19 protein-coding genes are annotated in these 20814 nt (G+C 52.3%); 9 read left to right on the top strand and 10 right to left on the bottom strand.

The features are described from left to right. Positions 1-47: 47 nt before the first annotated feature. The gene (gene hspQ, locus ACIP6T_RS03110; RefSeq protein ID WP_097094322.1) at positions 48-365 is read left to right on the top strand and encodes a heat shock protein HspQ; all 318 of its coding nucleotides are present in this window, start codon (positions 48-50) and stop codon (positions 363-365) included. 31 nt (positions 366-396) lie between these two features. On the opposite strand, the gene ACIP6T_RS03105 is transcribed toward hspQ, so the two are convergent. After that, on the bottom strand, positions 397-810 hold the full coding sequence (locus ACIP6T_RS03105; RefSeq protein WP_097094323.1) for a CoA-binding protein: 414 nt from the start codon (positions 808-810) through the stop codon (positions 397-399). A 179-nt stretch (positions 811-989) separates the two neighbouring features. Here ACIP6T_RS03105 and ACIP6T_RS03100 point away from each other — a divergent pair, with 179 nt between their 5' ends. Next, positions 990-1616 carry a DUF2057 family protein gene (locus ACIP6T_RS03100; RefSeq protein WP_345826934.1) on the top strand — a complete coding sequence of 209 codons (627 nt, stop codon included), beginning with the start codon at positions 990-992 and terminating at the stop codon, positions 1614-1616. 68 nt (positions 1617-1684) lie between these two features. Further along, positions 1685-2146, top strand: coding sequence for a methylglyoxal synthase (locus ACIP6T_RS03095; RefSeq protein ID WP_097094325.1), 462 nt, complete (start codon positions 1685-1687; stop codon positions 2144-2146). A gap of 3 nt (positions 2147-2149) precedes the next feature. Here the strand turns inward: ACIP6T_RS03095 and helD are convergent, their stop codons facing one another. Beyond that, positions 2150-4204, bottom strand: coding sequence for a DNA helicase IV (helD, locus tag ACIP6T_RS03090; protein ID WP_400455319.1), 2055 nt, complete (start codon positions 4202-4204; stop codon positions 2150-2152). A gap of 123 nt (positions 4205-4327) precedes the next feature. Here helD and ACIP6T_RS03085 point away from each other — a divergent pair, with 123 nt between their 5' ends. Together ACIP6T_RS03085 and yccS are read left to right on the top strand one after the other, a co-directional pair. Further along, positions 4328-4771 carry a YccF domain-containing protein gene (locus ACIP6T_RS03085; protein ID WP_097094327.1) on the top strand — a complete coding sequence of 148 codons (444 nt, stop codon included), beginning with the start codon at positions 4328-4330 and terminating at the stop codon, positions 4769-4771. 9 nt (positions 4772-4780) lie between these two features. Further along, positions 4781-6919 carry a YccS family putative transporter gene (yccS, locus tag ACIP6T_RS03080; protein ID WP_400455317.1) on the top strand — a complete coding sequence of 713 codons (2139 nt, stop codon included), beginning with the start codon at positions 4781-4783 and terminating at the stop codon, positions 6917-6919. On the opposite strand, the gene ACIP6T_RS03075 is transcribed toward yccS, so the two are convergent. Beyond that, positions 6916-7545, bottom strand: coding sequence for a TfoX/Sxy family DNA transformation protein (locus ACIP6T_RS03075; RefSeq protein WP_345826937.1), 630 nt, complete (start codon positions 7543-7545; stop codon positions 6916-6918). The two genes, yccS and ACIP6T_RS03075, sit on opposite strands and share 4 nt — an antisense overlap. A gap of 221 nt (positions 7546-7766) precedes the next feature. Between ACIP6T_RS03075 and sulA the strand changes: the two genes are divergently transcribed. Both sulA and ompA read left to right on the top strand, forming a co-directional pair. Next, positions 7767-8258 carry an SOS-induced cell division inhibitor SulA gene (sulA, locus tag ACIP6T_RS03070; protein WP_400455315.1) on the top strand — a complete coding sequence of 164 codons (492 nt, stop codon included), beginning with the start codon at positions 7767-7769 and terminating at the stop codon, positions 8256-8258. Positions 8259-8607: 349 nt separating this feature from the next. Beyond that, on the top strand, positions 8608-9675 hold the full coding sequence (ompA, locus tag ACIP6T_RS03065) for a porin OmpA (RefSeq protein ID WP_097094331.1): 1068 nt from the start codon (positions 8608-8610) through the stop codon (positions 9673-9675). Positions 9676-9747: 72 nt separating this feature from the next. On the opposite strand, the gene matP is transcribed toward ompA, so the two are convergent. Further along, positions 9748-10215 carry a macrodomain Ter protein MatP gene (gene matP / locus ACIP6T_RS03060; RefSeq protein WP_400455312.1) on the bottom strand — a complete coding sequence of 156 codons (468 nt, stop codon included), beginning with the start codon at positions 10213-10215 and terminating at the stop codon, positions 9748-9750. A 53-nt stretch (positions 10216-10268) separates the two neighbouring features. Here matP and ACIP6T_RS03055 point away from each other — a divergent pair, with 53 nt between their 5' ends. Next, the gene (locus ACIP6T_RS03055) at positions 10269-12131 is read left to right on the top strand and encodes a Lon protease family protein (RefSeq protein ID WP_097094333.1); all 1863 of its coding nucleotides are present in this window, start codon (positions 10269-10271) and stop codon (positions 12129-12131) included. Positions 12132-12198: 67 nt separating this feature from the next. Next, the gene (fabA, locus tag ACIP6T_RS03050) at positions 12199-12717 is read left to right on the top strand and encodes a bifunctional 3-hydroxydecanoyl-ACP dehydratase/trans-2-decenoyl-ACP isomerase (protein ID WP_007887361.1); all 519 of its coding nucleotides are present in this window, start codon (positions 12199-12201) and stop codon (positions 12715-12717) included. 65 nt (positions 12718-12782) lie between these two features. Here fabA and rmf read toward each other — a convergent pair whose 3' ends face one another. The 6 genes from rmf to rlmKL all read right to left on the bottom strand — a co-directional run bounded on the left by rmf (position 12783) and on the right by rlmKL (position 20730). Beyond that, entirely contained in the window at positions 12783-12950 is a 168-nt protein-coding gene (gene rmf / locus ACIP6T_RS03045) for a ribosome modulation factor (RefSeq protein ID WP_097094334.1), read from the bottom strand. A gap of 269 nt (positions 12951-13219) precedes the next feature. Further along, positions 13220-13786: a membrane integrity-associated transporter subunit PqiC gene (gene pqiC, locus ACIP6T_RS03040; RefSeq protein ID WP_400455308.1), complete on the bottom strand. Its 567-nt coding sequence runs from the start codon at positions 13784-13786 to the stop codon at positions 13220-13222. Continuing rightward, a complete protein-coding gene (gene pqiB, locus ACIP6T_RS03035; RefSeq protein WP_097094336.1) occupies positions 13783-15426 on the bottom strand; it encodes an intermembrane transport protein PqiB in 1644 nt (547 codons plus the stop codon). The genes pqiC and pqiB overlap by 4 nt, the downstream gene beginning before the upstream one ends. Beyond that, positions 15398-16681, bottom strand: a complete 1284-nt coding sequence (pqiA, locus tag ACIP6T_RS03030; RefSeq protein ID WP_097094337.1) for a membrane integrity-associated transporter subunit PqiA — start codon at positions 16679-16681, stop codon at positions 15398-15400. The genes pqiB and pqiA overlap by 29 nt, the downstream gene beginning before the upstream one ends. Positions 16682-16696: 15 nt before the next feature. Then, positions 16697-18607, bottom strand: a complete 1911-nt coding sequence (locus ACIP6T_RS03025) for an ABC transporter ATP-binding protein (RefSeq protein WP_345826944.1) — start codon at positions 18605-18607, stop codon at positions 16697-16699. Between the two features lie 5 nt (positions 18608-18612). Next, a complete protein-coding gene (rlmKL, locus tag ACIP6T_RS03020; RefSeq protein ID WP_400455305.1) occupies positions 18613-20730 on the bottom strand; it encodes a bifunctional 23S rRNA (guanine(2069)-N(7))-methyltransferase RlmK/23S rRNA (guanine(2445)-N(2))-methyltransferase RlmL in 2118 nt (705 codons plus the stop codon). Positions 20731-20814: the final 84 nt, after the last annotated feature.

The following is a 20814-nucleotide window of genomic DNA, read 5'->3' as shown; positions in this document are numbered from 1 at the left end:
GTTCCTGCCTCCATATCGGTAGCAGGGCAGTCTTTTGGGAGGTCACAATGATTACGACTAAATTTGGAATTGGACAGCAAGTCCGGCATCGTCTCTCCGGGGTGCTCGGCGTTATCGTGGATGTCGATCCGGAGTTTTCGCTTGATGAGCCAGAAGTCGATGATGTTGCTTCTAGCGAAGCATTACGCGCCGCGCCCTGGTATCACGTGGTGATGGAAGATGAAGAAGGCGATCAGGTGCATACTTACGTCGCTGAGGTGCAGCTCGCGGGTGAAACCTCGTTCGAGCATCCTGAACAACCCTCAATGGATGAGTTAGCCGCTTCTATTCGGCAGCAGCTGCAGGCACCAAGCCTGCGACATTAACGAAAGCGGCGACTCAGGTCGCCGTTTCTACTTAATGCGTTATCCCCAGTCGCGGTATTTCAATCTTAGGACAGCGGTCCATCACTACCGTCATTCCGGCATCCTGCGCTAAAACCGCGGCCTGTTCATTTATTACGCCCAGCTGCAGCCATAAGGTATCCGCACCAATAGCGATCGCTTCCTGCGCCACGCCCCATGCTGCTTCGGCATTGCGAAACACATCAACCATATCCACTTTTCCTGGAACCTCTGCCAGCGTGGCATACGCCGTTTGGCCAAGCAGCTGCTTCCCAGCCAGTTTAGGACTCACTGGAATCACCTCATAGCCTTGATCGAGCAGATATTTCATTACGCCATAGCTTGGTCGGTCGGGGCGATCGCTGGCGCCTACCAATGCGATACGTTTAGTTTTGGTTAGCACATCGCGGATTGTTTGATCATTCATCTTTTTTCTCCTGGTTCATTCGCTTAAGTGTAGATGGCAATGCGATCTTCACTGCAAGCGCCTTGCATGAGAAGTTTGCGCAGCAGCACGAATAAATATGTTAAAATGTAAATTAACTGCCATAATGTAATAATTTGCTACACATAATCGATTTATCCCCCCTGCTGCCGGGAGTTGAAATGAAGCTGTCTTGGACTGTTACGAGTTTACTCGTGTTGCTCGTATCGGCGTCTTGCCATGCCATCACCCTTAAGCTCAATCCTGAGATTGAACTGCTGGTGCTGGATGGACGTAAAATTTCGGGTTCGCTGTTAAAAGGTGCAGGAAGTCTTGAGCTAGAACGAGGACAGCATCAATTTCTCTTTCGGGTTGAAAAACCAGCGGCAGATACCACTCACTTTCAGTCAGTGCCAATGATTGTCACTTTTACCGCCAATGCTCATTCCGTTGCGATTCGCTTACCGGCACTGAATAATCGTCACGAACGCAACGTCTTTGATAAAACACTCAACTTCCAGCTAATTGATGAAAGTGGCAATGAAATTACAAGTCTGCGCGATCGTTTACCGCGGGAAAGTGATAACGATTTCGAAAAGGCGATGCTGAACTATAACCGCGATGCACATACCGCCTCCGTGCCGCGTTTTGCCGTTCATTCGTTAACTATCACCGCAGAGCAGTCGGATCTTGACTATGCCTGGCAGGACGCCAGCGATTTGCCCGCATTGCAGGGCTGGTTTAAGCGTTTTGATGCTGCCACACGTCTGCGTTTTATTAGCTGGATGAAAACCTTACGCACAAGTTGATAGTAATGAAACGCCAGGGGTAAACTCCTGCATTAACAAATAATGCATGAGAAGAATCAGGAAGCCCTATGGAGCAAACCGTTCGTACCCTTAACGTTCAAAAACATATCGCCCTCGTTGCGCACGATCACTGTAAAGCCTCGCTGCTGGAATGGGTGCAATTCAACCAAAATACGCTGCAAACCCATGTCCTGTACGCTACCGGCACCACGGGAAATCTGATTAATCGTCATACGGGATTGGACGTCAACGCCATGCTGAGCGGCCCGATGGGCGGCGATCAGCAGGTAGGCGCGTTGATCTCGGAAGGGAAAATTGATGTGCTGATTTTCTTCTGGGATCCGCTCAATGCGGTACCGCACGATCCGGATGTAAAAGCGCTGCTTCGCCTGGCGACCGTCTGGAACATCCCTGTCGCTACTAATCGCACCACCGCCAATTTTATTATCCAGTCGCCAATGTTTGCGGAGCAGGTTGAGATCCAAATTCCAGACTATCAGCGTTACCTCGCCGATCGCCTGAAATCATAATCATCAGGCCTTACGACTTTGCGGCACGCCCAATTCGCGGAAGTGTTCAACAAAGACTGAGGGACGATCTTTATCGAACATCAACCACACCTGTTGGCGTGCGCGCGTCATCGCCACATACGCCAGACGCCGCTCCTCCGCATCCGGGAAATCTTCCGGCTGCGGTAGTAACCCCTGTTCCATGATCGATTCCCGCGCTTCGGCCGGAAAACCGTCACGTCCCTGCTGCAAACCAAGCACAATCACGAAATCCGCCTGCTGTCCTTTACTGGCATGCATCGTCATAAAATCGATCTGCAGTTTCGGCCAGCGTGTTTTGGCTTTATCCAGGATAGCCGGTCGCAGATGATGATAGCGCGCCAGCAGCAGCACCCGCTCATGAGGTTTTGCATAACCACTAAGCTTATCGAACAGCGGCTCAAGTTGATCCTGCGGTAATAGCGTCACCGATTTCTTATTGCCTTTACTCAGACTGTTAAGCGGCTTGCGCAGCTGGTGCGGGTTTTGCTGGACGAAACGATTAGCAATTTCACCAATGCGATCGTTAAAACGATATGTGGTATCGAGTATGCAGCGATCCCCTTCACCAAAATAGTGATGAAACGCTGTCGTCAGGCTCATCTCTGCGCCGCTGAAGCGATATATGGCCTGCCAGTCATCGCCCACGGCAAACAAGCTGGTTCGTTTGTTTTGCTGGCGTAAAGCCGTCAGTAATGCAGCACGCTGCGGTGAGATGTCCTGGAATTCATCCACCAGAATATGCTTCCACGGGCTGATGAAACGGCCTTTTTCCAGAATGGCGATTGCCTGATGGATCAGCCCGGAAAAATCGACTGCGCCTTCCTCTTTCAGGGCGCTTTTCCAGGCTTTAAGCAGAGGTGCCATCAGCTTAACGCGCTTACTAAAGTTGTCGCGCTGTTCTTCTGCCACATCCGCAATCATCGCTGCCTGCGCGCCGCCATGCATACGCATTAACCCGAGCCAGCGCTCCATGCGTGAGGCTACACGCTGCGCCAGTTTGTCGTCCTGCCAAAACGGTCCTTCGGGGATCTCCCACTCAAGCTCATCCTGCAACCACTGGCGCCAACCGCTGGCCTGCGCTTTTTTGCTATTGCACTGCTCACGCCAGGTTGCTATCAGCAGATGCCGCCGCGCCTTGCTGTCGCTTTCCAGCTTACTGATTACCGGCTGTTTATTACTGCCTTCGCGGATGATATGTAGCGCCAACGCATGGAAGGTACGCGCCTGAATCGCGCTCTCACCCAGACGCGTCTGAATGCGGTCATTCATCTCTTCAGCCGCCTGACGCCCAAACGCCAGCAATAAAATTTGATCCGGTTGCGCTAGCTTTCGTTGCAGCAGCCAACCCGCTCGCGCCACCAGCACAGATGTTTTACCGCTACCCGCACCCGCCAGCACCAGCAGTGCATCTTCGCCATTTACCACGGCTTCACACTGCGAGGAATTCAGCGGCGTGGTTTCTACCGTGGAGAAAAATTCGTGATAATCCTTGAGGATCCTGGCGGTCCATTCGCGATTGCGCTGGCGAATGGCCGTTTCACCTTGATCCAGCCATTGCTGGCAGAAGTGCCAGCGGTCACGGCAATTATCGAATTCTGCAATGCGCGCAAGAGGTAGCGGTAACGCGGAGAACTGCCGCATGATGCTCTCTTTTACCGTATTCAGCTCACTGCGTTTCAACCAACGGTCCTGCTGGATGAAAGCAAGGATTTCCTGTTCCAGCGCGACAAGCACCTCAGCGCTCACGTCGCTCATCTCCAGGCTCCACTGCTGCCATGCGTGCTGTAAATAGTGGAAAAAGCGCTGCGTTTCCTGCCACTCGGTGCCGTGCAGGCGAACAACTTTCTCATCTGGCAACTGAAATTCCAGCTCGCCCCACACCATGCCACGCTTGCAGGCAATACTGATTAACTGGTTAAACGGGATCAAATATTCATGGCGATCGCCACTGACTTCCACGCCAGCAGCCAGCAGTCGAACCCGATTATAGGGATGCTGTGCCAGGCGCTTACCCATTGATGTTGCTTTCAGTTCCATTCCCGCACCGTCATATGGAATTCGATTATCGCGCAGTTTACCTGTCAGACACTTGACGCTCCAGCCTTAAAAAGCGCTAAACTTGGCGCCACATATTGCGGATTGCAAAAGGAAAATCGCGTTATGCGTACTGTTTTAAATATACTGAATTTTATTCTCGGTGGTTTTTTCACCACATTGAGTTGGCTATTTGCCACCTTAATCAGCATTGTGTTGATTTTTACGCTGCCGCTGACGCGCTCCTGCTGGGAAATTACCAAATTATCGCTGCTGCCATTCGGCAACGAAGCGGTACATGTTGATGTACTGCGTCCTGACAGCAAAAGCCATGTGATGAACACCGGCGGCACTTTCCTGAATATTTTCTGGTTAATACTGTTTGGCTGGTGGCTATGTCTGGCCCACATCTCAGCCGGTATTGTGCAATGCCTGACTATCATTGGCATTCCTGTTGGCATCGCCAATTTTAAAATTGCTGCAATTGCGCTGTGGCCAGTGGGCCGTCGCGTGGTATCGGTAGAAGAAGCGCAGGCAGCGCGTGAAGCCAATGCGCGTCGTCGCTACTGAGGCCGTTCAATGATGCATAACGCCTTGCCGGGCTGGCGCCGCTATTTTTTCAATAGCAGCTTACGCTATCTGCTACGCATCTTTTTTGCCTTGACCGGATGTGCGGCGGTGCCGTGGTGGCTGCACCAAATTGAGTGGACGATTCCGCTGACGCTCGGCGTGGTAGCGGCGGCTCTGGCCGACCTTGACGACCGCTGGATTGGGCGCGTTCGCAATCTTTTGATTACGCTTATCTGTTTCTGCATCGCGTCGGTCTCGGTCGAACTTCTGTTCCCGCATCCGTGGGCATTTGGGTTAGGCCTGGCGCTTTCCAGCTGGGGCTTTATTTTGCTCGGCGCACTGGGGCAACGCTACGCCACTATCGCCTTCGGCGCACTGCTGATTGCAGTCTATACCATGCTCGGTATAGGACTGTTTCCGCAGTGGTGGCTGCAACCTTCGCTGCTACTGATTGGCGCCCTCTGGTATAACTTACTGACGTTTATCGGTCATTTGATGTTTCCGGTGCGTCCAGTACAGGAACAACTGGCGGGAAGCTTTTCCCAACTGGCACGCTATCTCGAAGCCAAAGCAAACTTGTTCGATCCCGACGGCGGCGAACAGGATGATGCCACGCTTGTCGCTACGGCAATGGTGAACAGCCAATTAGTCGCGCAGCTCAATCTCACGAAAACGACTATTCAAAGCCGGCTACGAGGCGATCGTGGGTCGCGTAGTACACGTCGAAGCCTGCACTACTATTTTGTCGCTCAGGATATCCATGAACGGGCCAGCTCTTCACATCTGCAATATCACCTGCTGCGTGATAACTGGCGCTATAACGAAGTGCTGTTCCGCTTCCAGCGACTGATGAATATGCAGGCGCAGGCGTGCCGAAAACTGGCGGAGACGATTTTACTGCGTCAATCCTGGCATCATGACAGCCACTTTGAACGGGCCTTCCAGCGACTGGAAACCGCTCTGCAGCGTCTGCAGCAAAATGAGCCACTGGATCCCCATATTCGCGCGTTGTTTTGGCTGCTGCGTAATTTGCGCGCCATTGATGCGCAGCTGGCATCCATTGAATCGGAACAACTGCTTACTGAGCCCGCAATTCAGAGCGATAACCATCTCTCACGCGAAGGTCTTAGCGGCTGGGCGGATATTCGCTTACGTTTAAGCCGTCATCTCAGCCCCCACTCCGCGCTGTTTCGCCACGCGGTGCGAATGTCACTGGTACTTTGTGTTGGTTATGCATTTATTCAAATCACCGGCGTAGAGCGTGGTTACTGGATTTTGCTTACCAGCCTGTTCGTCTGCCAGCCCAATTACCATGCCACTCGCAGACGGCTTGCCCTACGTATTGGCGGCACGCTAGCAGGTATTGCCATCGGCCTTCCCGTGTTGTGGCTGGTCCCCTCCATTGAGGGTCAGCTGGTATTGATTGTGTTGAGTGGTGTTCTCTTCTTCGCCTTTCGACAGATTCAATACGCGCAAGCCACTCTATTTATAACCTTGCTGGTCCTGCTCTGTTTTAATTTGCTGGGTGAAGGATTTGAAGTGGCATTGCCACGCGTGGTGGATACTTTACTCGGCTGTGGTTTAGCCTGGCTAGCCGTGGCCTTTGTATGGCCGGATTGGCGTTTCCGCAAAATTACTGCGGTGGCCGATCGGACATTGGATGCGAACTGCCGTTATCTTGATGCGATAATGGAGCAATATCACCAGGGTAAGGACAATCGTCTGGCTTATCGCGTGGCGCGCCGTGATGCCCACAATGCTGATGCAGAACTTGCATCGGTGGTATCAAACATCAGTAGCGAACTTAAGCTTCAGCAACCGCTCCGTGAAAACGCATTTCGACTGCTGTGCCTGAATCACTCCTTCCTGAGTTATATTTCGGCGCTTGGAGCACATCGAGATCGTTTGGCGGATAGAACATTGCTTACCTTACTGGATGACGCGGTCTGCTTTATTGAAGATGTGCTGCAGGTAGAACGCGTCACAGATTCACAGGCCACAGACATGCAGCAGGCCCTGATGCAGCGCTTAGGCGAGTTGAAGACCAGCTCAGATGGACGTGCACCATTAGTCGTCCAACAATTAGGTTTGTTGATCGCACTGCTGCCAGAGATTGCACGTCTGCGCCGTTCACTTATCAACCACTAAGGTTGCAGATGCTCCGCCGCCGCATGTTGGCGGAGCGTTTTTAGATACCAAGCATAAAGTTCCTCCCTGATTGCGCTTGGCAATGCCGCTTCATGGTGTCCTGAAATCGCGCCCTCTAATGCCAGTAGCGTTTTCAAGCCAATATGCTTATTCACCGCCCTTAACTTCAGCCAGCTTTGGCGTGACCCTATTTCACACAGAAGCCTTACCGAACTGATACCGACTTTATGCAGCATCAACTCCAACCGCAGGCTAAGATTGGGCAAATCTTTCAAGCGCAATGAGACTAATTTGCTCGCGGCTTCATCCTGAGCGGCACGTAGAGAGCTTGCCGACAATTGCAGTAATTGTTCTGGGTCTTGCCAAAGCAGCTTATCGACTTTGAAATAGCTCAGTGTTACCGGCATCCCGCGCTTACGATAGACCAGCGGTTCCAGAGAACGCTTCGCGTTATAGTGATGGAGTGCCTCACTGGCACGTAAATAGAGTGCATCCTCATTGATATAGGCGAAAACCACCTTCTCAACGGTCAGCGCATAACCACCAAATTGCGTACGGGACTCAATTTTACCTAATGCTGCTAACTGCGCTTTAGATTGCTCAACAACCGGATTATTTCTTTTCATAACGCCCCCTCATTTCAGTCCATGCACGGGAAATTTCCTAGAAAAGCTCTCAGATTCATTTGCTTAGAAGATAAAAAAAACGATTTAGCTGTTCAATGAATAAAAGCAGAAGCGAGGGATCTTGTGCAGAAATTGCGAGGCATTATCAGAAAATGAGGTTGATCTTTATCCAGGAAGCCATTACTGTATATTCATACAGTTCATTACTGAGTGATTAAAATATGCGTACTCATTTCTCTGGCCCTGCTGATCGTTCTCATCGTTTTGCTTCTTCAAGCTTAGCGCAGCCTTCGCTGGGTGGAATCACTGAACTGCGATCCAGCGAACAACCTGGAATGATGCAACTCATGCTTCTACCGGTACTAAAACAGTTGAGTGAGCAATCACGTTGGCAGCTATGGCTAACTCCTGCGCAAAAGCCGAATCGTAGCTGGATGCAACAGTCAGGATTACCGTTAGAAAAGAGTATGCATATTACTGAATCTGAGCGATTCAATACGGTAGAAAGTATGGTTAAAGCGCTGCGCACGGGCAATTATAGCGTGGTATTAGCCTGGATTCCGTACGAATTAAGTGATGAAGAGCGTGTAGAATTGGAAAAAGCAGCTGCAGAAGGTGATGCTCTTGGGCTCATTTTGCGTCCGCAGGGGCATCAATATGCTCATTCCAGACAACCTAAAGCAGCAAAAATTCCGTCAGATTTGTTTCATTAAGTAAATCCAGGAATTTTCTCAGCATTTTTTTTGCAGAAGTTGAAGCTAAGCCACTGATTCTTTTCCCGCCAGCTATGACAATGGCTTAGCTGCTTTTTTTCATTTCAGTACCGAAGATTTTGCCACGTCATTTGTTAAAATGTGTGTATAAATCCCTGTTTTTTTACTGCTCGACCTCACATCATACTTGTAACTTTCCAATCTCGTTGTAGACTTTAGCTCGCCAGGGTGCTCAATAACCTCCGTTTTTTCGGTAGAGTCAAAAGCGAGCGTTTAGACCCGGCGAAGGATTAACACAAAGAGCAACCTTTTTGCTCATTGCCTATTTGGATGATAACGAGGCGCAAAAATGAAAAAGACAGCTATCGCAATTGCAGTGGCACTGGCTGGCTTCGCTACCGTAGCGCAGGCCGCTCCTAAAGATAACACCTGGTACACCGGTGCTAAACTGGGCTGGTCTCAGTATCACGATACTGGTTACTACGGTAACGGTTACGAGAACAACGACGGTCCAACCCACGAATCTCAGCTGGGAGCTGGTGCATTCGCAGGTTACCAAGCTAACCCGTACCTGGGCTTCGAGCTGGGTTACGACTGGTTGGGCCGTATGCCTAACAAAGGTAACGTGACCAATGGCGCGTTCAAAGCACAAGGCGTTCAGCTGGCTGCTAAATTGAGCTACCCAATCACTGAAGATTTCGACGTGTACACCCGTCTGGGTGGCATGGTATGGCGTGCAGACTCTACTCAGAGCACCGATGGCGTTCGTCACAGCGATCACGACACCGGCGTTTCTCCGCTGGCTGCTGTTGGTGTTGAATACGCACTGACCAAAAACTGGGCGACTCGCCTGGACTACCAGTGGGTTAACAACATCGGTGACGCAGGTACCGTTGGTGCGCGTCCTGACAACAGCATGCTGAGCGTCGGCGTTTCTTACCGCTTCGGTCAGGATGAAGATGCAGCACCAGTTGTAGCTCCGGCTCCAGCTCCAGCTCCAGTTGTTGAAACCAAGCGTTTCACCCTGAAGTCTGACGTGCTGTTCACCTTCAACAAAGCAACCCTGAAGCCAGAAGGCCAGCAGGCTCTGGATCAGCTGTACAGCCAGCTGAGCTCAATGGATCCGAAAGACGGTTCTGTTGTCGTACTGGGCTTCACCGATCGCATCGGTTCAGAGCAGTACAACCAGAAACTGTCTGAGAAACGCGCTCAGTCTGTAGTCGATTACCTGGTATCAAAAGGTATCCCGTCTAACAAGATCTCTGCACGTGGTATGGGCAAATCTAACCCAGTTACTGGCAACACCTGTGACAGCGTGAAAGGCCGCAATGCCCTGATCGACTGCCTGGCGCCAGACCGTCGCGTTGAAATCGACGTGAAAGGTATCAAAGACGTTGTAACTCAGCCACAGGCTTAAGTTATCGCGCAATAAAAACCCCGCTTCGGCGGGGTTTTTTTATGCTGCAATTTTGCGATATCGAAAGCTTTTTTATTCGCTGTCCGATCCGCCTTTTCCCAGAATCGCCTGCAAATCCTGCTTCAACGTCGACATCTGGCTGGCATACTCTTCTTTGCGTTCAGCATCTTCAATTAATTGCACAATCGTTTCTGAAAGCGTACTACTGCGACGCTGCGCTAATCCCGCCAGACGTTGCCATACCAAATATTCCAGGTCGATCGATTTTTTACGCGTGTGCTGATGCTCGGCATTAAAGTGACGTTTGCGGCGTGCACGGATCGTCTGCTTGAGACGATTCTCCAAATCGGGGTGAATATGCTGGGCGATCCACTCATTAACCTCAACCGGGCTATTCTCCATTCCCAGCAGCATATCGACCGCGGCTTGCGCAGCACTTAATTCAAGATGACGAGTGATCAATTCACCCTCCCGATGCTTTTTCACCAGGTATTTCCACTTCCATCCACTTTCAAGATTTTCGAGTTGCTGGTATTTCATCGGAATCTCATCGTGATCACGTAACAAACTAAGAATAACAGCTTTTTTCCTGGATGCAGCAAGGAAAAACATGTTGTATCCGTCACAATCCGGCCCGGAACTCCGCCGTGATTAACCAGGTCGATTCCTGTATAATCGCGCTTTTCCTAAATCAGACTAATGCGAATATTTTGACCAGCACTCAAATTACGTGGCAAGCCCTGCAGCCGGATAGCGACCGCTACCAATCCATTTTCTCAAACGTCTCACTGGAAGATTGCGATAGTCTTGCCGCGGTTCAGCCGCGTCTGCTGAATGCGCTGGCGCATTTGCATCATCAAACGCTGGGTTTTCCACTGCTGTTGCTGCGCAGTCAGGAAAACAGCGACTATCTTGCTTGCATCGCGGATGCGGCACAACGTTTTCAGCCTGAAGAGCTCTCGCTGTACGGTGGTGACTACCATGTTATGGGCGATACCGTCAGCTTACTTGCTCCCAGCGATATCAATCGTCCGTTCACCAGCCAGGGCGGCGTACATTTCGCCGACTGGATTGAATCTGAGCAGCTGTTTGGCTGTGTGCGTCAGTATAAAGATCGTGTTCAACCTGAACCCGGCTTGTTGCACCGCGCGAATGGCGGCACGTTAATCCTTGCCGTCAACACCTTGCTGGCCCAGCCGCTGCTGTGGTTGCGCCTGCGTAAGTGTATTGAACAAGGCCGCTTCGATTGGTATTCGCAGGATGAGCGGCAACCGTTACCGGTGGCGATCCCGCCACTCCCGTTGCAGCTGCGCCTGATCTTGTGCGGCGATCGTGATGCGCTGGCCGCTTTCCAGGAACTGGATGTTGAAGTGCATGAGATGGCACTTTATAGCGAGTTTGAAGAGAGCCTGCAGGTGCTGGACGAAGAGGACATGACGTCGTGGTGCCAATGGACGTTAACTCAAGCCGAACAAGCGAATTTAGCATCGCCTGAAGCCGATTTCTGGCCGGTGTTAATTACGGAAGCAGCCCGTATGACAGGCGATCAAGACACCTTGCCGTTGTGCCCGCGCTGGCTGCGTCGCCAGCTGCAGGAAGCCGCACTGCACGGCGAGAGCCTGAACGGCGAAGCGTTAAAAGACGCGCTTGAAGCACGCCAGTGGCGTGAGAGCTTCCTTGCCGATCGCATGCGCGATGAGATTCTGCTCAATCAGATCATGATTGAAACCGAAGGCGAAGTCGTTGGGCAAATTAATGGTCTTTCGGTTGTTGAGTTTCCTGGCCATCCACGTCCATGGGGCGAACCGTCACGCATTACCTGTGTGGTTCATCCTGGCGATGGTGAATTCACTGATGTGGAACGCAAAGCTGAACTGGGCGGCAACATCCATGCGAAAGGCATGATGATTATGCAAGCCTATCTGATCGCTGAACTGGAACTTGAGCAGCAACTGCCCTTCTCCGCATCGCTGGTGTTTGAGCAATCTTATTCAGAAGTAGATGGCGATAGCGCATCGCTTGCCGAGCTGTGCGCATTAATCAGTGCGCTGGCCAATCAGCCGGTCAATCAGCAAATTGCGGTGACCGGCTCAGTCGATCAGTTTGGTAATGTACAACCGGTTGGTGGCCTCAACGAAAAAATTGAAGGCTTCTTCCACATCTGTCACTCACGTGAGCTGACGGGCAAACAAGGCGTGATTTTCCCAGCCAGTAACGCTCGCCACCTTAGTCTAAACCAGGAAGTGGTAGAGGCAGTTAAGGCGGGCCAATTCCATCTCTGGGCGATTGAAAGCGTGGATGAAGCACTGCCACTGCTGACTGGCATTGCCTGGCAGAGTGAAAGTGGAGAGTCGCTGCTTAGCGCGATTCAGGAGCGCATTACACAGCTGAATCAGCAGGAAGCACGCCTGCGTCCGTGGCCATTACGTTGGCTCAACTGGTTTAACCACAGCTGATTACATTGCTCAGCGTACAACTGTTCGCTAATATTCGGGCTTCACTAAAAGAAGGCATATTGAGAACATGGTAGATAAACGCGAATCCTATAGTAAAGAAGACCTGGTTGCCTCGGGTCGCGGCGAACTGTTTGGCGAAAATGGACCGCCGCTTCCATCTAACAACATGTTGATGATGGACCGCGTGGTTAAAATGACCGAGGACGGCGGCAAATTCGACAAAGGTTTTGTCGAAGCCGAACTGGATATCCGCCCTGACCTGTGGTTCTTTGATTGCCACTTCATCGGTGATCCGGTAATGCCAGGCTGCCTGGGCCTTGATGCCATGTGGCAGCTGGTAGGCTTTTACCTTGGCTGGCTGGGTGCAGAAGGTAAAGGACGCGCATTAGGCGTGGGTGAAGTAAAATTCACCGGACAAGTCCTGCCAACCGCCAAAAAAGTGACTTACAAAATTCACTTCAAGCGCGTTATCAATCGCAAGCTGGTAATGGGTGTGGCAGATGGGGAAGTCTTCGTCGACGGAAATTTGATCTATTCCGCGACAGATTTGAAAGTGGGTCTGTTCAAAGATACCTCCGCTTTCTAATCCTCCAAACGAAAACCTCCGCGCGTAGCGGAGGTTTCTTCTTTAACGATAGACATTCGACAATGTTAGGTCACTGCCGACCTGTCCTCCATGGCTTGACGCCAACCTCCCAACCAGTGAGACCGCGCATCGATCGTTTGATGGGGGCATAGCTCTTTTGAGCGGCCCGTAATACCCGCTTGATAGCCGCGAGAATGTGCTCGTTCCAGGCGGTCTCTCTTCTGTCTCTTCATGCCTCGTTTCCCTCATTTTAGGTCTGGTGGAATCTGGGTGGAAAGAAAGAGTGGCGATATAATGTTCAACCACAGTAATGTTCTAACCCGACGCAGAAGAAAGGTCAATGCGCAAAATTCACGCCAATGTCATGTTTTTGACGTCAAATCGACATGTAAAATTGTCAGTTAATTGTATATCTGGCTGATTCAGCAATAAAAAAAGCCCCTGATTTGACTGCGATCACACTGCAGCAAATCAAGGACTTATCATAAGTATCGAACAAATCTTAATTTAGCGAAACGATACTATTGGCGATTTGTTGCGCCGTTTGCTGCCAACCCATAGCCAGAGTACGCACCAATGCGTCATAGCCATCTTCAGCTTGTGGCAGTGCCAGATTAAAGCCATGTTTGATTAGACGTCCTTGATGCTGCAGCAGCCACTCACCACTGACGACGACTTGTCCATCATAACGCCCCTGAAATCCAGTAACGTTAACTGAGAGCGTATCGTGCGTTTCGCCCAAAGGCGAACCGGCAACCAGGCGGCCAGGCAGCGCTTTGCTGAGATTGCTAATCAACGTTTGCTGGAGCTGCTGATCGAGCGGGCTAGCCCACAGGTTATTGGCCGCGATCACGTACTTTACATCGCTCGTCTGGTAAACCAGACCGTTGCCCGCCATGTAATCCGGCACTGTCACCTGCTCAACCCAAATCATCGGTTGATTGCCAGACGATGCACTGTCAACGCGCGCCACATCGCTGCCCGCAGGCAGCTGATAATAGGTATTTTCAATGGTGCTGCTGCAGCCTGCCAGCAGCAGCAGCGCACCGATAATCAGCCCTTTTTTCACTGTTTCGCCCTCTTTGGCTGTGGATCCTGGCCCGGTTTGGCTTCAAACACTAGCGCGTTGCTTTTAGTGTTCAGCGTTTTCAATACCGGCTGCAACTCACGCAGTACCTGATCGAGTCGCTGCATATCGCCCACCAGCTTGCTATAGGCTGGCGATCCCGGCTGCAGCCCCTTCATGCTGCGGTTGAGTTCACGCAAGGTTTGCTGCATATCTGCCGGCAGCGTCTTCATCGCTGGATTGGCCGTGATTTGATTGAGGTTATCCAACGTTTTCTGCAACTGCTGCAGTGTGCGCTGGCTCTCTTTCAACGTCCCGGTCGCTTCGTTAAGCAGAGGATTGAGTGGCAAGCCGTTAATCTTATCCAGTGCCGCCATCAGTTTCTGCTGAATCTGCGCCAGACCACCGCTAACGGTTGGGATCACTTCTAAACCTGCGACAGCATTTGGCCCTTTATAGGCTGGGGCATTGTCGTAGAAATCAAGATCGACGAACAGTGCACCTGACAAAAGATTGCCGGTTTTCAGCGTGGCACGCAGGCCGCGTTTTTTGCCTTCCTGCAGATGCTGCTCGAGATTGAAATCGCCACCCAGACGATTAACAAAGCGATCCGGCTCAATACGAATCAGCACCGGCACACGGTAGTCATTATTCAGCGCCTGGTTAACGCCAGGAATCATATACGGTACCTGCGACACCGTACCCAGGCGAATACCGCGGAACTCAACCGGTGCTCCCACCTGCAAACCGCGAATCGAATCGGTGAAGAACAGCAGGAAATCGGTATGACTGGTATACAGCGAATCCTGAATACTGCGTTGATCGTCGAACAGATGATATTCCGCTTTGTTCTCCGCAGCTCGACCCAATTCAGCGCCGTCCGGCACGTCAAAGCTAACGCCCCCGCTAAACAGCGTGGTGAGCGATCCCATTTCCACTCGCATACCGGACGCGGACATATCCACCGCAATACCACTATCTTTCCAGAAACGGACATTGGTGGTGATCAGTCGATCGTATGGCGCAGCAATAAACAGCTGATAGGTCATCATGCGTTTATCGGTATCAAAGTTACTGGTCTCTACCGAGCCGACGCGATAGCCGCGGAACAGCACCGGATCGCCCGCATTAAGCTGACCGGCTTTTTTACTGTCAAGCGTCACGCGAATGCCTTTGGCATCCGGCGGTGCTAAAGGTGGCGCATCCAGCAGCTGGTAGCGTTCAGGTTTATCACCTTTGGAACCCGGCTGCAGCTCAATATAGGCGCCAGAGAGTAGCGTGCCGAGACCGGTAACGCCTTCACGTCCAATCTGCGGCTTCACCACCCAAAATGCGCTGTCACCTTGCAGCAGTTTTTCCATGCCGGAGTTAAGTCGCGCTTTGATTTCTACGTGATGCAGATCGTCGGTGAGCACCGCGCTCTCCACCACGCCAACATTAACGCTGCGGCTTTTAATCGTGGTTTTGCCGGCCTCAATACCTTCAGCATTCTCGGTAATCAGCGTCACTTCCGGGCCTTGATGACTGAAGTGATAAAATAGAATCCATCCGCCGATTAACAGCGTAACGATGGGTACAATCCAGACTGGTGACCAGCGTTTAATCTGGTCGACTTTAGCAGTCTCGTGATGGTTGTCCGTCAAGACGCGGCTCCTTACGTTCAGTTTCCCGTTGTCGATCCCAAAGCAGGCGCGGATCAAAGGTCATTGCTGCAAACATGGTGAGAATCACCACCATAGCAAACAGCAGCGCGCCCGGCGCAGGATACACACTCATCAGCCTTCCCATGCGCACCAGCGCAGAGAGAACGGCGATTACAAACACATCAATCATTGACCAGCGGCCAACAAATTCAACCACCTCATAAACCAGGTGCATTTTTTCATCGTCACGCCCGCCTCGTCCGCTGCCATGCCAGCACAGCCAGGCAATCGCTAGCATTTTCAGCGACGGCACCATAATACTGGCGATAAAGATCACCAGCGCTACCGGCCAGGATCCATCGCTCCACAACAAAATTACCCCGGCCATAATGTTCGAGGGATATTGCGAGCCGAGCGTTTCGGTCACCATGATCGGCATAATATTGGAGGGAATGTAAAGCATCACCGAGGTGATGAGCAGCGCCAACGTCCATTGCAAACTGTGCTTGCGGCGCGCATGCGCTTTAACCCCACAACGTGGGCAAGCAAGTTGGTCAGCAGGCAAAATGGCAGTACAGCATGGACAGCTGCGCAAACCTTGCTTCAGGCCGCTAATACCGGCCTGCGGCAACGTTGACAACGGCGGCATAGGATCGATGCGCTGCCAAACCCAACGGCGATCGACACATTGAAACGCACGCAAATGCAGCACGCAGAACAAACACCATGGCCAGAAACTGCTGCCAAGGCCGATCTCGCCATACGCCATCAGCTTAACGAAGCTGACCAGCACGCCTGCCATAAAAATTTCAGCCATGCCCCAGCTACGCAGCTGGAACAAAATACGCGCAAGGCCAAGTCGCAGGTTATGCGGCATGCGTACGTTATTCACCAGCAGGATAATGGTGATCATGCAGAAGGCAGGAATTCCCTGTACAAACAGCAGAAACAGCGTTGCCAGGCTGCGATAATCTTCGCGTTCCATCACCTGCGGGATTTCAAGCAGCGATATCTGGCTGCTTAATCCCGCCACGTGCATATTGATGAAAGGAAACAGATTGGCCAGCACCAGCATAAATAACGCTGAGATGGCGTAACCGGTAGGTCGTCTGCGCGGCTCCTGCCAGTTGGCCAACAGCGTTGTATGGCAACGCGGGCAACGCGCACGGCTGCCTACCGGTACTGCGGGCAGCTTTACTGTTAAATCACACTGTGGACAGAGACTCCACTGATGCGCCTGATCCGCTGCACACATGCTGACTCCTTCCAATTATGCGCCGTTCTTCAGCGCTTCCAGCTCTTCCCAACGCTCAAACGCCACTTCCAGTTCCTGTTCTGTCTGCGCTAACGCATCCAGCACCGGTTGGGTTTTATCATGTGGCTGGCTGAAGAAGTCCGGGTGACTCATTTTGGCTTGCAGCTCACCGATGCGTGTTTCCAGCTGTTCCAGCTTTTGCGGCAGCTGTTCCAGTTCCCGTGCCAGGTTATAGCTTAGCTTGCTGGCGGGACGTTTGGCGGCATCATTTTTCTCTACCGATTTGGCCGCCGGGGCTGATTTTGCTGGCGCGGATTTTAGCTGTTTGTAGGCAGCGCGCTGCTGTTGCGCATCGTGATAGCCACCTACAAAGGTGCCGATCTCGCCGTTGCCCTCAAAAATCCAGCACTCAGTTACGGTGTTGTCAACGAATTGACGATCGTGGCTCACCAGCATCACGGTGCCCTGATAACCATCCACCAGCTCTTCCAGCAGTTCCAGCGTTTCGACGTCGAGGTCGTTGGTCGGTTCATCGAGGATCAGCAGGTTGCTTGGCTTCAGGAACAGACGCGCCAGCAGCAGACGGTTACGCTCACCACCGGACAACGCACGCACCGGCGTCATGGCGCGTTTCGGATGGAACAGGAAGTCTTGCAGATAGCCAAGCACGTGACGCGGTTTACCGTTAACCATCACTTCCTGCTTACCTTCAGCGAGGTTATCCATGACGGTACGATCCGGATCCAGCTCAGCACGGTGCTGGTCGAAGTAAGCAATTTCCAACTTGGTGCCACAGTGCACGCGGCCGCTATCGGCCTTCAACTGATCCAGCATCAGGCGCAGCAAGGTGGTTTTACCGCAGCCGTTCGGGCCAATCAGGGCGATTTTGTCGCCGCGCTGTACCTGAGTAGAGAAGTCTTTTACCAGGATTTTGCCACCCACGCTGTAATTGACATCTTCCATCTCGAATACGATTTTGCCTGAACGGGCTGCTTCGCCGACTTGCATGTTGGCTTTGCCCATCACTTCACGGCGCGCCGAACGCTCGTTACGCAGCGCTTTCAGGGCGCGCACGCGGCCTTCGTTACGCGTACGACGCGCTTTGATGCCCTGGCGGATCCATACTTCTTCCTGCGCCAATTTGCGATCAAACTCGGCGTTCTGCATCTCTTCCACGCGCAGCGCTTCTTCTTTGCCGGTCAGGAACAGATCGTAATTGCCCGGCCATGAAACCAGCTTGCCGCGATCGAGATCGACAATACGCGTCGCCATGTTGCGGATAAACGAACGGTCATGCGAGATAAAGACAATGCTACCGGTGAAAGTCTTTAAAAAAGTCTCCAGCCAGTCGATGGTTTCGATATCAAGGTGGTTAGTCGGTTCGTCAAGCATCAGTACGCGCGGGTTGCTCACCAACGCACGACCGAGTGCTGCTTTACGAAGCCAGCCGCCTGAGAGCGAAGACAACTCGGTATCGGCATCAAGACCAATCTGCTGTAACACATCATTGATGCGGCTATCCAGCTGCCACAGGTTCTGATGATCGAGAATGGTTTGCAGGCGGCCCATTTCGTTAAGATTCTTCTCGCTTGGATCTTCCATCACCAGATGCGAAATAGCGTGATAAGCCTTGAGATGTTCAGCCTGCTCGGCCACGCCTTCGGCGACGAAGTCGTAAACAGAACCGGTAATATTACGCGGCGGATCCTGTTGCAGACGCGCCACCACCAAATCCTGCTCATAAATGATGCGGCCGTCATCCAGCGGCTGTTCGCCGTTGATAATTTTCATCAGCGTCGATTTACCGGCGCCGTTACGACCTACCAGACAGACGCGTTCGCCTTCTTCGATATGCAGCTCGGTGTTATCCAACAGCGGCGCATCGCTGAATGAGAGGTAAGCGCCATGGATACTGATCAGTGACATAAAACTTATTCCTTACCGGCGTGGCTAACCAGCCAGCAGTTGTGAATTTGACGGTTGCGCGCGAAATCCTGCGACAGCGTTTTTTGGGTAATTTCCTGCGCCTGCAGACCCAGACGAGATAAACCGTCGAGATCCATTTTGAAGCCGCGTTTATTGTTAGAGAACATAATGGTGCCACCGCGACGCAGCAGACGTTTCAGATTCTGCATCAGCATCATATGGTCGCGCTGCACGTCGAAATCATCTTCCATGCGCTTAGAGTTAGAAAACGTCGGCGGATCGATAAATATTAAATCGAACTGCTCATCACTCTCACGCAGCCAGCTTAGACAATCTGCGTGCATCAGCCGGTGCTGACGTCCGGTCAACCCGTTCAGACGCAGGTTGCGCTCAGCCCACTCCAGATAGGTGCGCGACATATCCACCGTGGTGGTGGTTTTCGCCCCGCCCAGGCCGGCGTGTACGCTGGCGGTGCCGGTATAAGCAAACAGGTTAAGGAAATCTTTGCCTGCGCTCATTTTACCCAGCATCTGGCGCGCAATACGGTGATCGAGGAACAGGCCAGTATCCAGATAATCGGTGAGATTAACCAGCAGGCGCGCATCAAATTCCTGCACTTCGAAGAAATCGCCCTTCTCGCCCAGCTTTTGATACTGACTTTTGCCTTTCTGACGCTCGCGCGTTTTCATCACCAGACGATTGGCCGGAATCTCCAGCACGCTCAGCGTGGCGCTGATGACATCGAATAAACGCTGACGCGCTTTGTTCGCATCTACGGTTTTCGGCGGCGCGTATTCCTGAATCACCACCCAATCGGCGTAGCGATCGACCGCCACGTTGTACTCGGGCAGATCGGCATCATACAGACGGTAGCAGTCGATATTCGACTGACGCGCCCACTTTTCCAGCTTCTTCAGGTTCTTACGCAGACGATTAGCAAAATCTTCGGCAATCTGCGCGCTGCCTTCGCCACTGGTTGCGGCCAGCTGATAATTTTTCTGCACACACTCCAGCGGACCATTTTTGGCTTTGAACTGGCGATCGGCGCGCAGTTGCAGGCAGCTTAATAGCTCGGGCGATGCGCTGAATAAGGACAGATTCCAGCCGCCAAAATTCTGCTTCATGATGCGGCCAAGCTGGCTATGCAGCGCGATCAGCGCCGGTTCACTTTCCAGACGCTCACCGTATGGCGGGTTGCTCAATACCGTACCGGTAATGTCCTGCCCGGCCAGCGGATTTTTCAGCTTGATCACGTCCTGCTGCGTGAAGGTGAACAGCTCGAACACGCCTGCACGACGGGCATTGGCACGTGCGGACTCCAGCACGCGGCTGTCGTTGTCATAACCAAAGAAACGGGCCGTCGCGGCAGCGGTTCCCACGCGAGCACGCTCTTTTGCTGCAGCGTGAACGTCTTGCCATATCACCTGATTGTGTTTTTTCCAGCGATGAAAGCCCCAATGGGTACGCAGTAAGCCTGGCGCACGATCGCAGGCGATCAGCGCTGCTTCCAGCAGCAGCGTGCCGGAGCCACACATCGGATCGACCAGTGGCGTGCTGCTCTGCCAGCCGGAACGCATTACGATTGCCGCGGCTAACGTTTCTTTCAGCGGGGCGGCGCCCGTTTGCTGGCGGTAGCCACGCTGATGCAGTGAATCACCGCTTAGATCTAGGGCGATACTGACGCGATCTTTATTCAGCCACGCATTGATACGAATGCCCGGCTGTTCACGGTCGACGCTTGGACGTTCCAGCCCCTGACGCGTAAAGCTATCGACGATGGCATCTTTAATGCGCAGCGCGCCAAACTGGCTATTGCGGATCACCTCGTTGGTACCGCTAAAATGGATGGCAAAACTGGTGTTGCTATCGAACATGTCGGTCCACGGAATACTTTGCGCACCCACGTAGAGATCGAGATCGCTCCAGACGCCAAATTCTCCCAGCGGCAGCAAAATGCGCGAAGCCAAACGGCTCCACAGCAGGCTTTGGTACATTACGCGGTCGTCGGCCTGAAAGTGGACGCCGCCCTGCACCACCTGCAAATCCTGCGCACCCAGCGCGTCCAGCTCACTTTTCAACAGCTCTTCGAGCCCACGCGCCGTACTGGCAAACAGAGAATTCATATCGTCACTTTTTACTCTTGCTTAAATTGCTGCGCATTATAGCGAATCAGCGTGCTATGTCATAAAGTTAGCTTCTTTTTGCCG

The sequence above is a fragment of the Pantoea sp. NPDC088449 genome (assembly GCF_044753225.1).
In the GTDB taxonomy this organism is placed as follows: domain Bacteria; phylum Pseudomonadota; class Gammaproteobacteria; order Enterobacterales; family Enterobacteriaceae; genus Pantoea; species Pantoea floridensis.
This window is presented reverse-complemented; position numbering and strand designations above follow the sequence as displayed.

Bases quoted from the DNA above. Each gene is read 5' to 3' on its own strand.
- pqiA (WP_097094337.1), bottom strand. From the start codon at position 16,681: ATGTGTGCAGCGGATCAGGCGCATCAGTGGAGTCTCTGTCCACAGTGT.
- ACIP6T_RS03100 (WP_345826934.1), top strand. From the start codon at position 990: ATGAAGCTGTCTTGGACTGTTACGAGTTTACTCGTGTTGCTCGTATCG.
- ACIP6T_RS03075 (WP_345826937.1), bottom strand. From the start codon at position 7,545: ATGAAAAGAAATAATCCGGTTGTTGAGCAATCTAAAGCGCAGTTAGCA.
- ACIP6T_RS03105 (WP_097094323.1), bottom strand. From the start codon at position 810: ATGAATGATCAAACAATCCGCGATGTGCTAACCAAAACTAAACGTATC.
- rlmKL (WP_400455305.1), bottom strand. From the start codon at position 20,730: ATGAATTCTCTGTTTGCCAGTACGGCGCGTGGGCTCGAAGAGCTGTTG.
- yccS (WP_400455317.1), top strand. From the start codon at position 4,781: ATGATGCATAACGCCTTGCCGGGCTGGCGCCGCTATTTTTTCAATAGC.
- ACIP6T_RS03055 (WP_097094333.1), top strand. From the start codon at position 10,269: ATGCAGCAAGGAAAAACATGTTGTATCCGTCACAATCCGGCCCGGAAC.
- hspQ (WP_097094322.1), top strand. From the start codon at position 48: ATGATTACGACTAAATTTGGAATTGGACAGCAAGTCCGGCATCGTCTC.
- ACIP6T_RS03085 (WP_097094327.1), top strand. From the start codon at position 4,328: ATGCGTACTGTTTTAAATATACTGAATTTTATTCTCGGTGGTTTTTTC.
- ACIP6T_RS03025 (WP_345826944.1), bottom strand. From the start codon at position 18,607: ATGTCACTGATCAGTATCCATGGCGCTTACCTCTCATTCAGCGATGCG.
- ompA (WP_097094331.1), top strand. From the start codon at position 8,608: ATGAAAAAGACAGCTATCGCAATTGCAGTGGCACTGGCTGGCTTCGCT.
- helD (WP_400455319.1), bottom strand. From the start codon at position 4,204: ATGGAACTGAAAGCAACATCAATGGGTAAGCGCCTGGCACAGCATCCC.
- fabA (WP_007887361.1), top strand. From the start codon at position 12,199: ATGGTAGATAAACGCGAATCCTATAGTAAAGAAGACCTGGTTGCCTCG.
- ACIP6T_RS03095 (WP_097094325.1), top strand. From the start codon at position 1,685: ATGGAGCAAACCGTTCGTACCCTTAACGTTCAAAAACATATCGCCCTC.
- sulA (WP_400455315.1), top strand. From the start codon at position 7,767: ATGCGTACTCATTTCTCTGGCCCTGCTGATCGTTCTCATCGTTTTGCT.
- matP (WP_400455312.1), bottom strand. From the start codon at position 10,215: ATGAAATACCAGCAACTCGAAAATCTTGAAAGTGGATGGAAGTGGAAA.
- rmf (WP_097094334.1), bottom strand. From the start codon at position 12,950: ATGAAGAGACAGAAGAGAGACCGCCTGGAACGAGCACATTCTCGCGGC.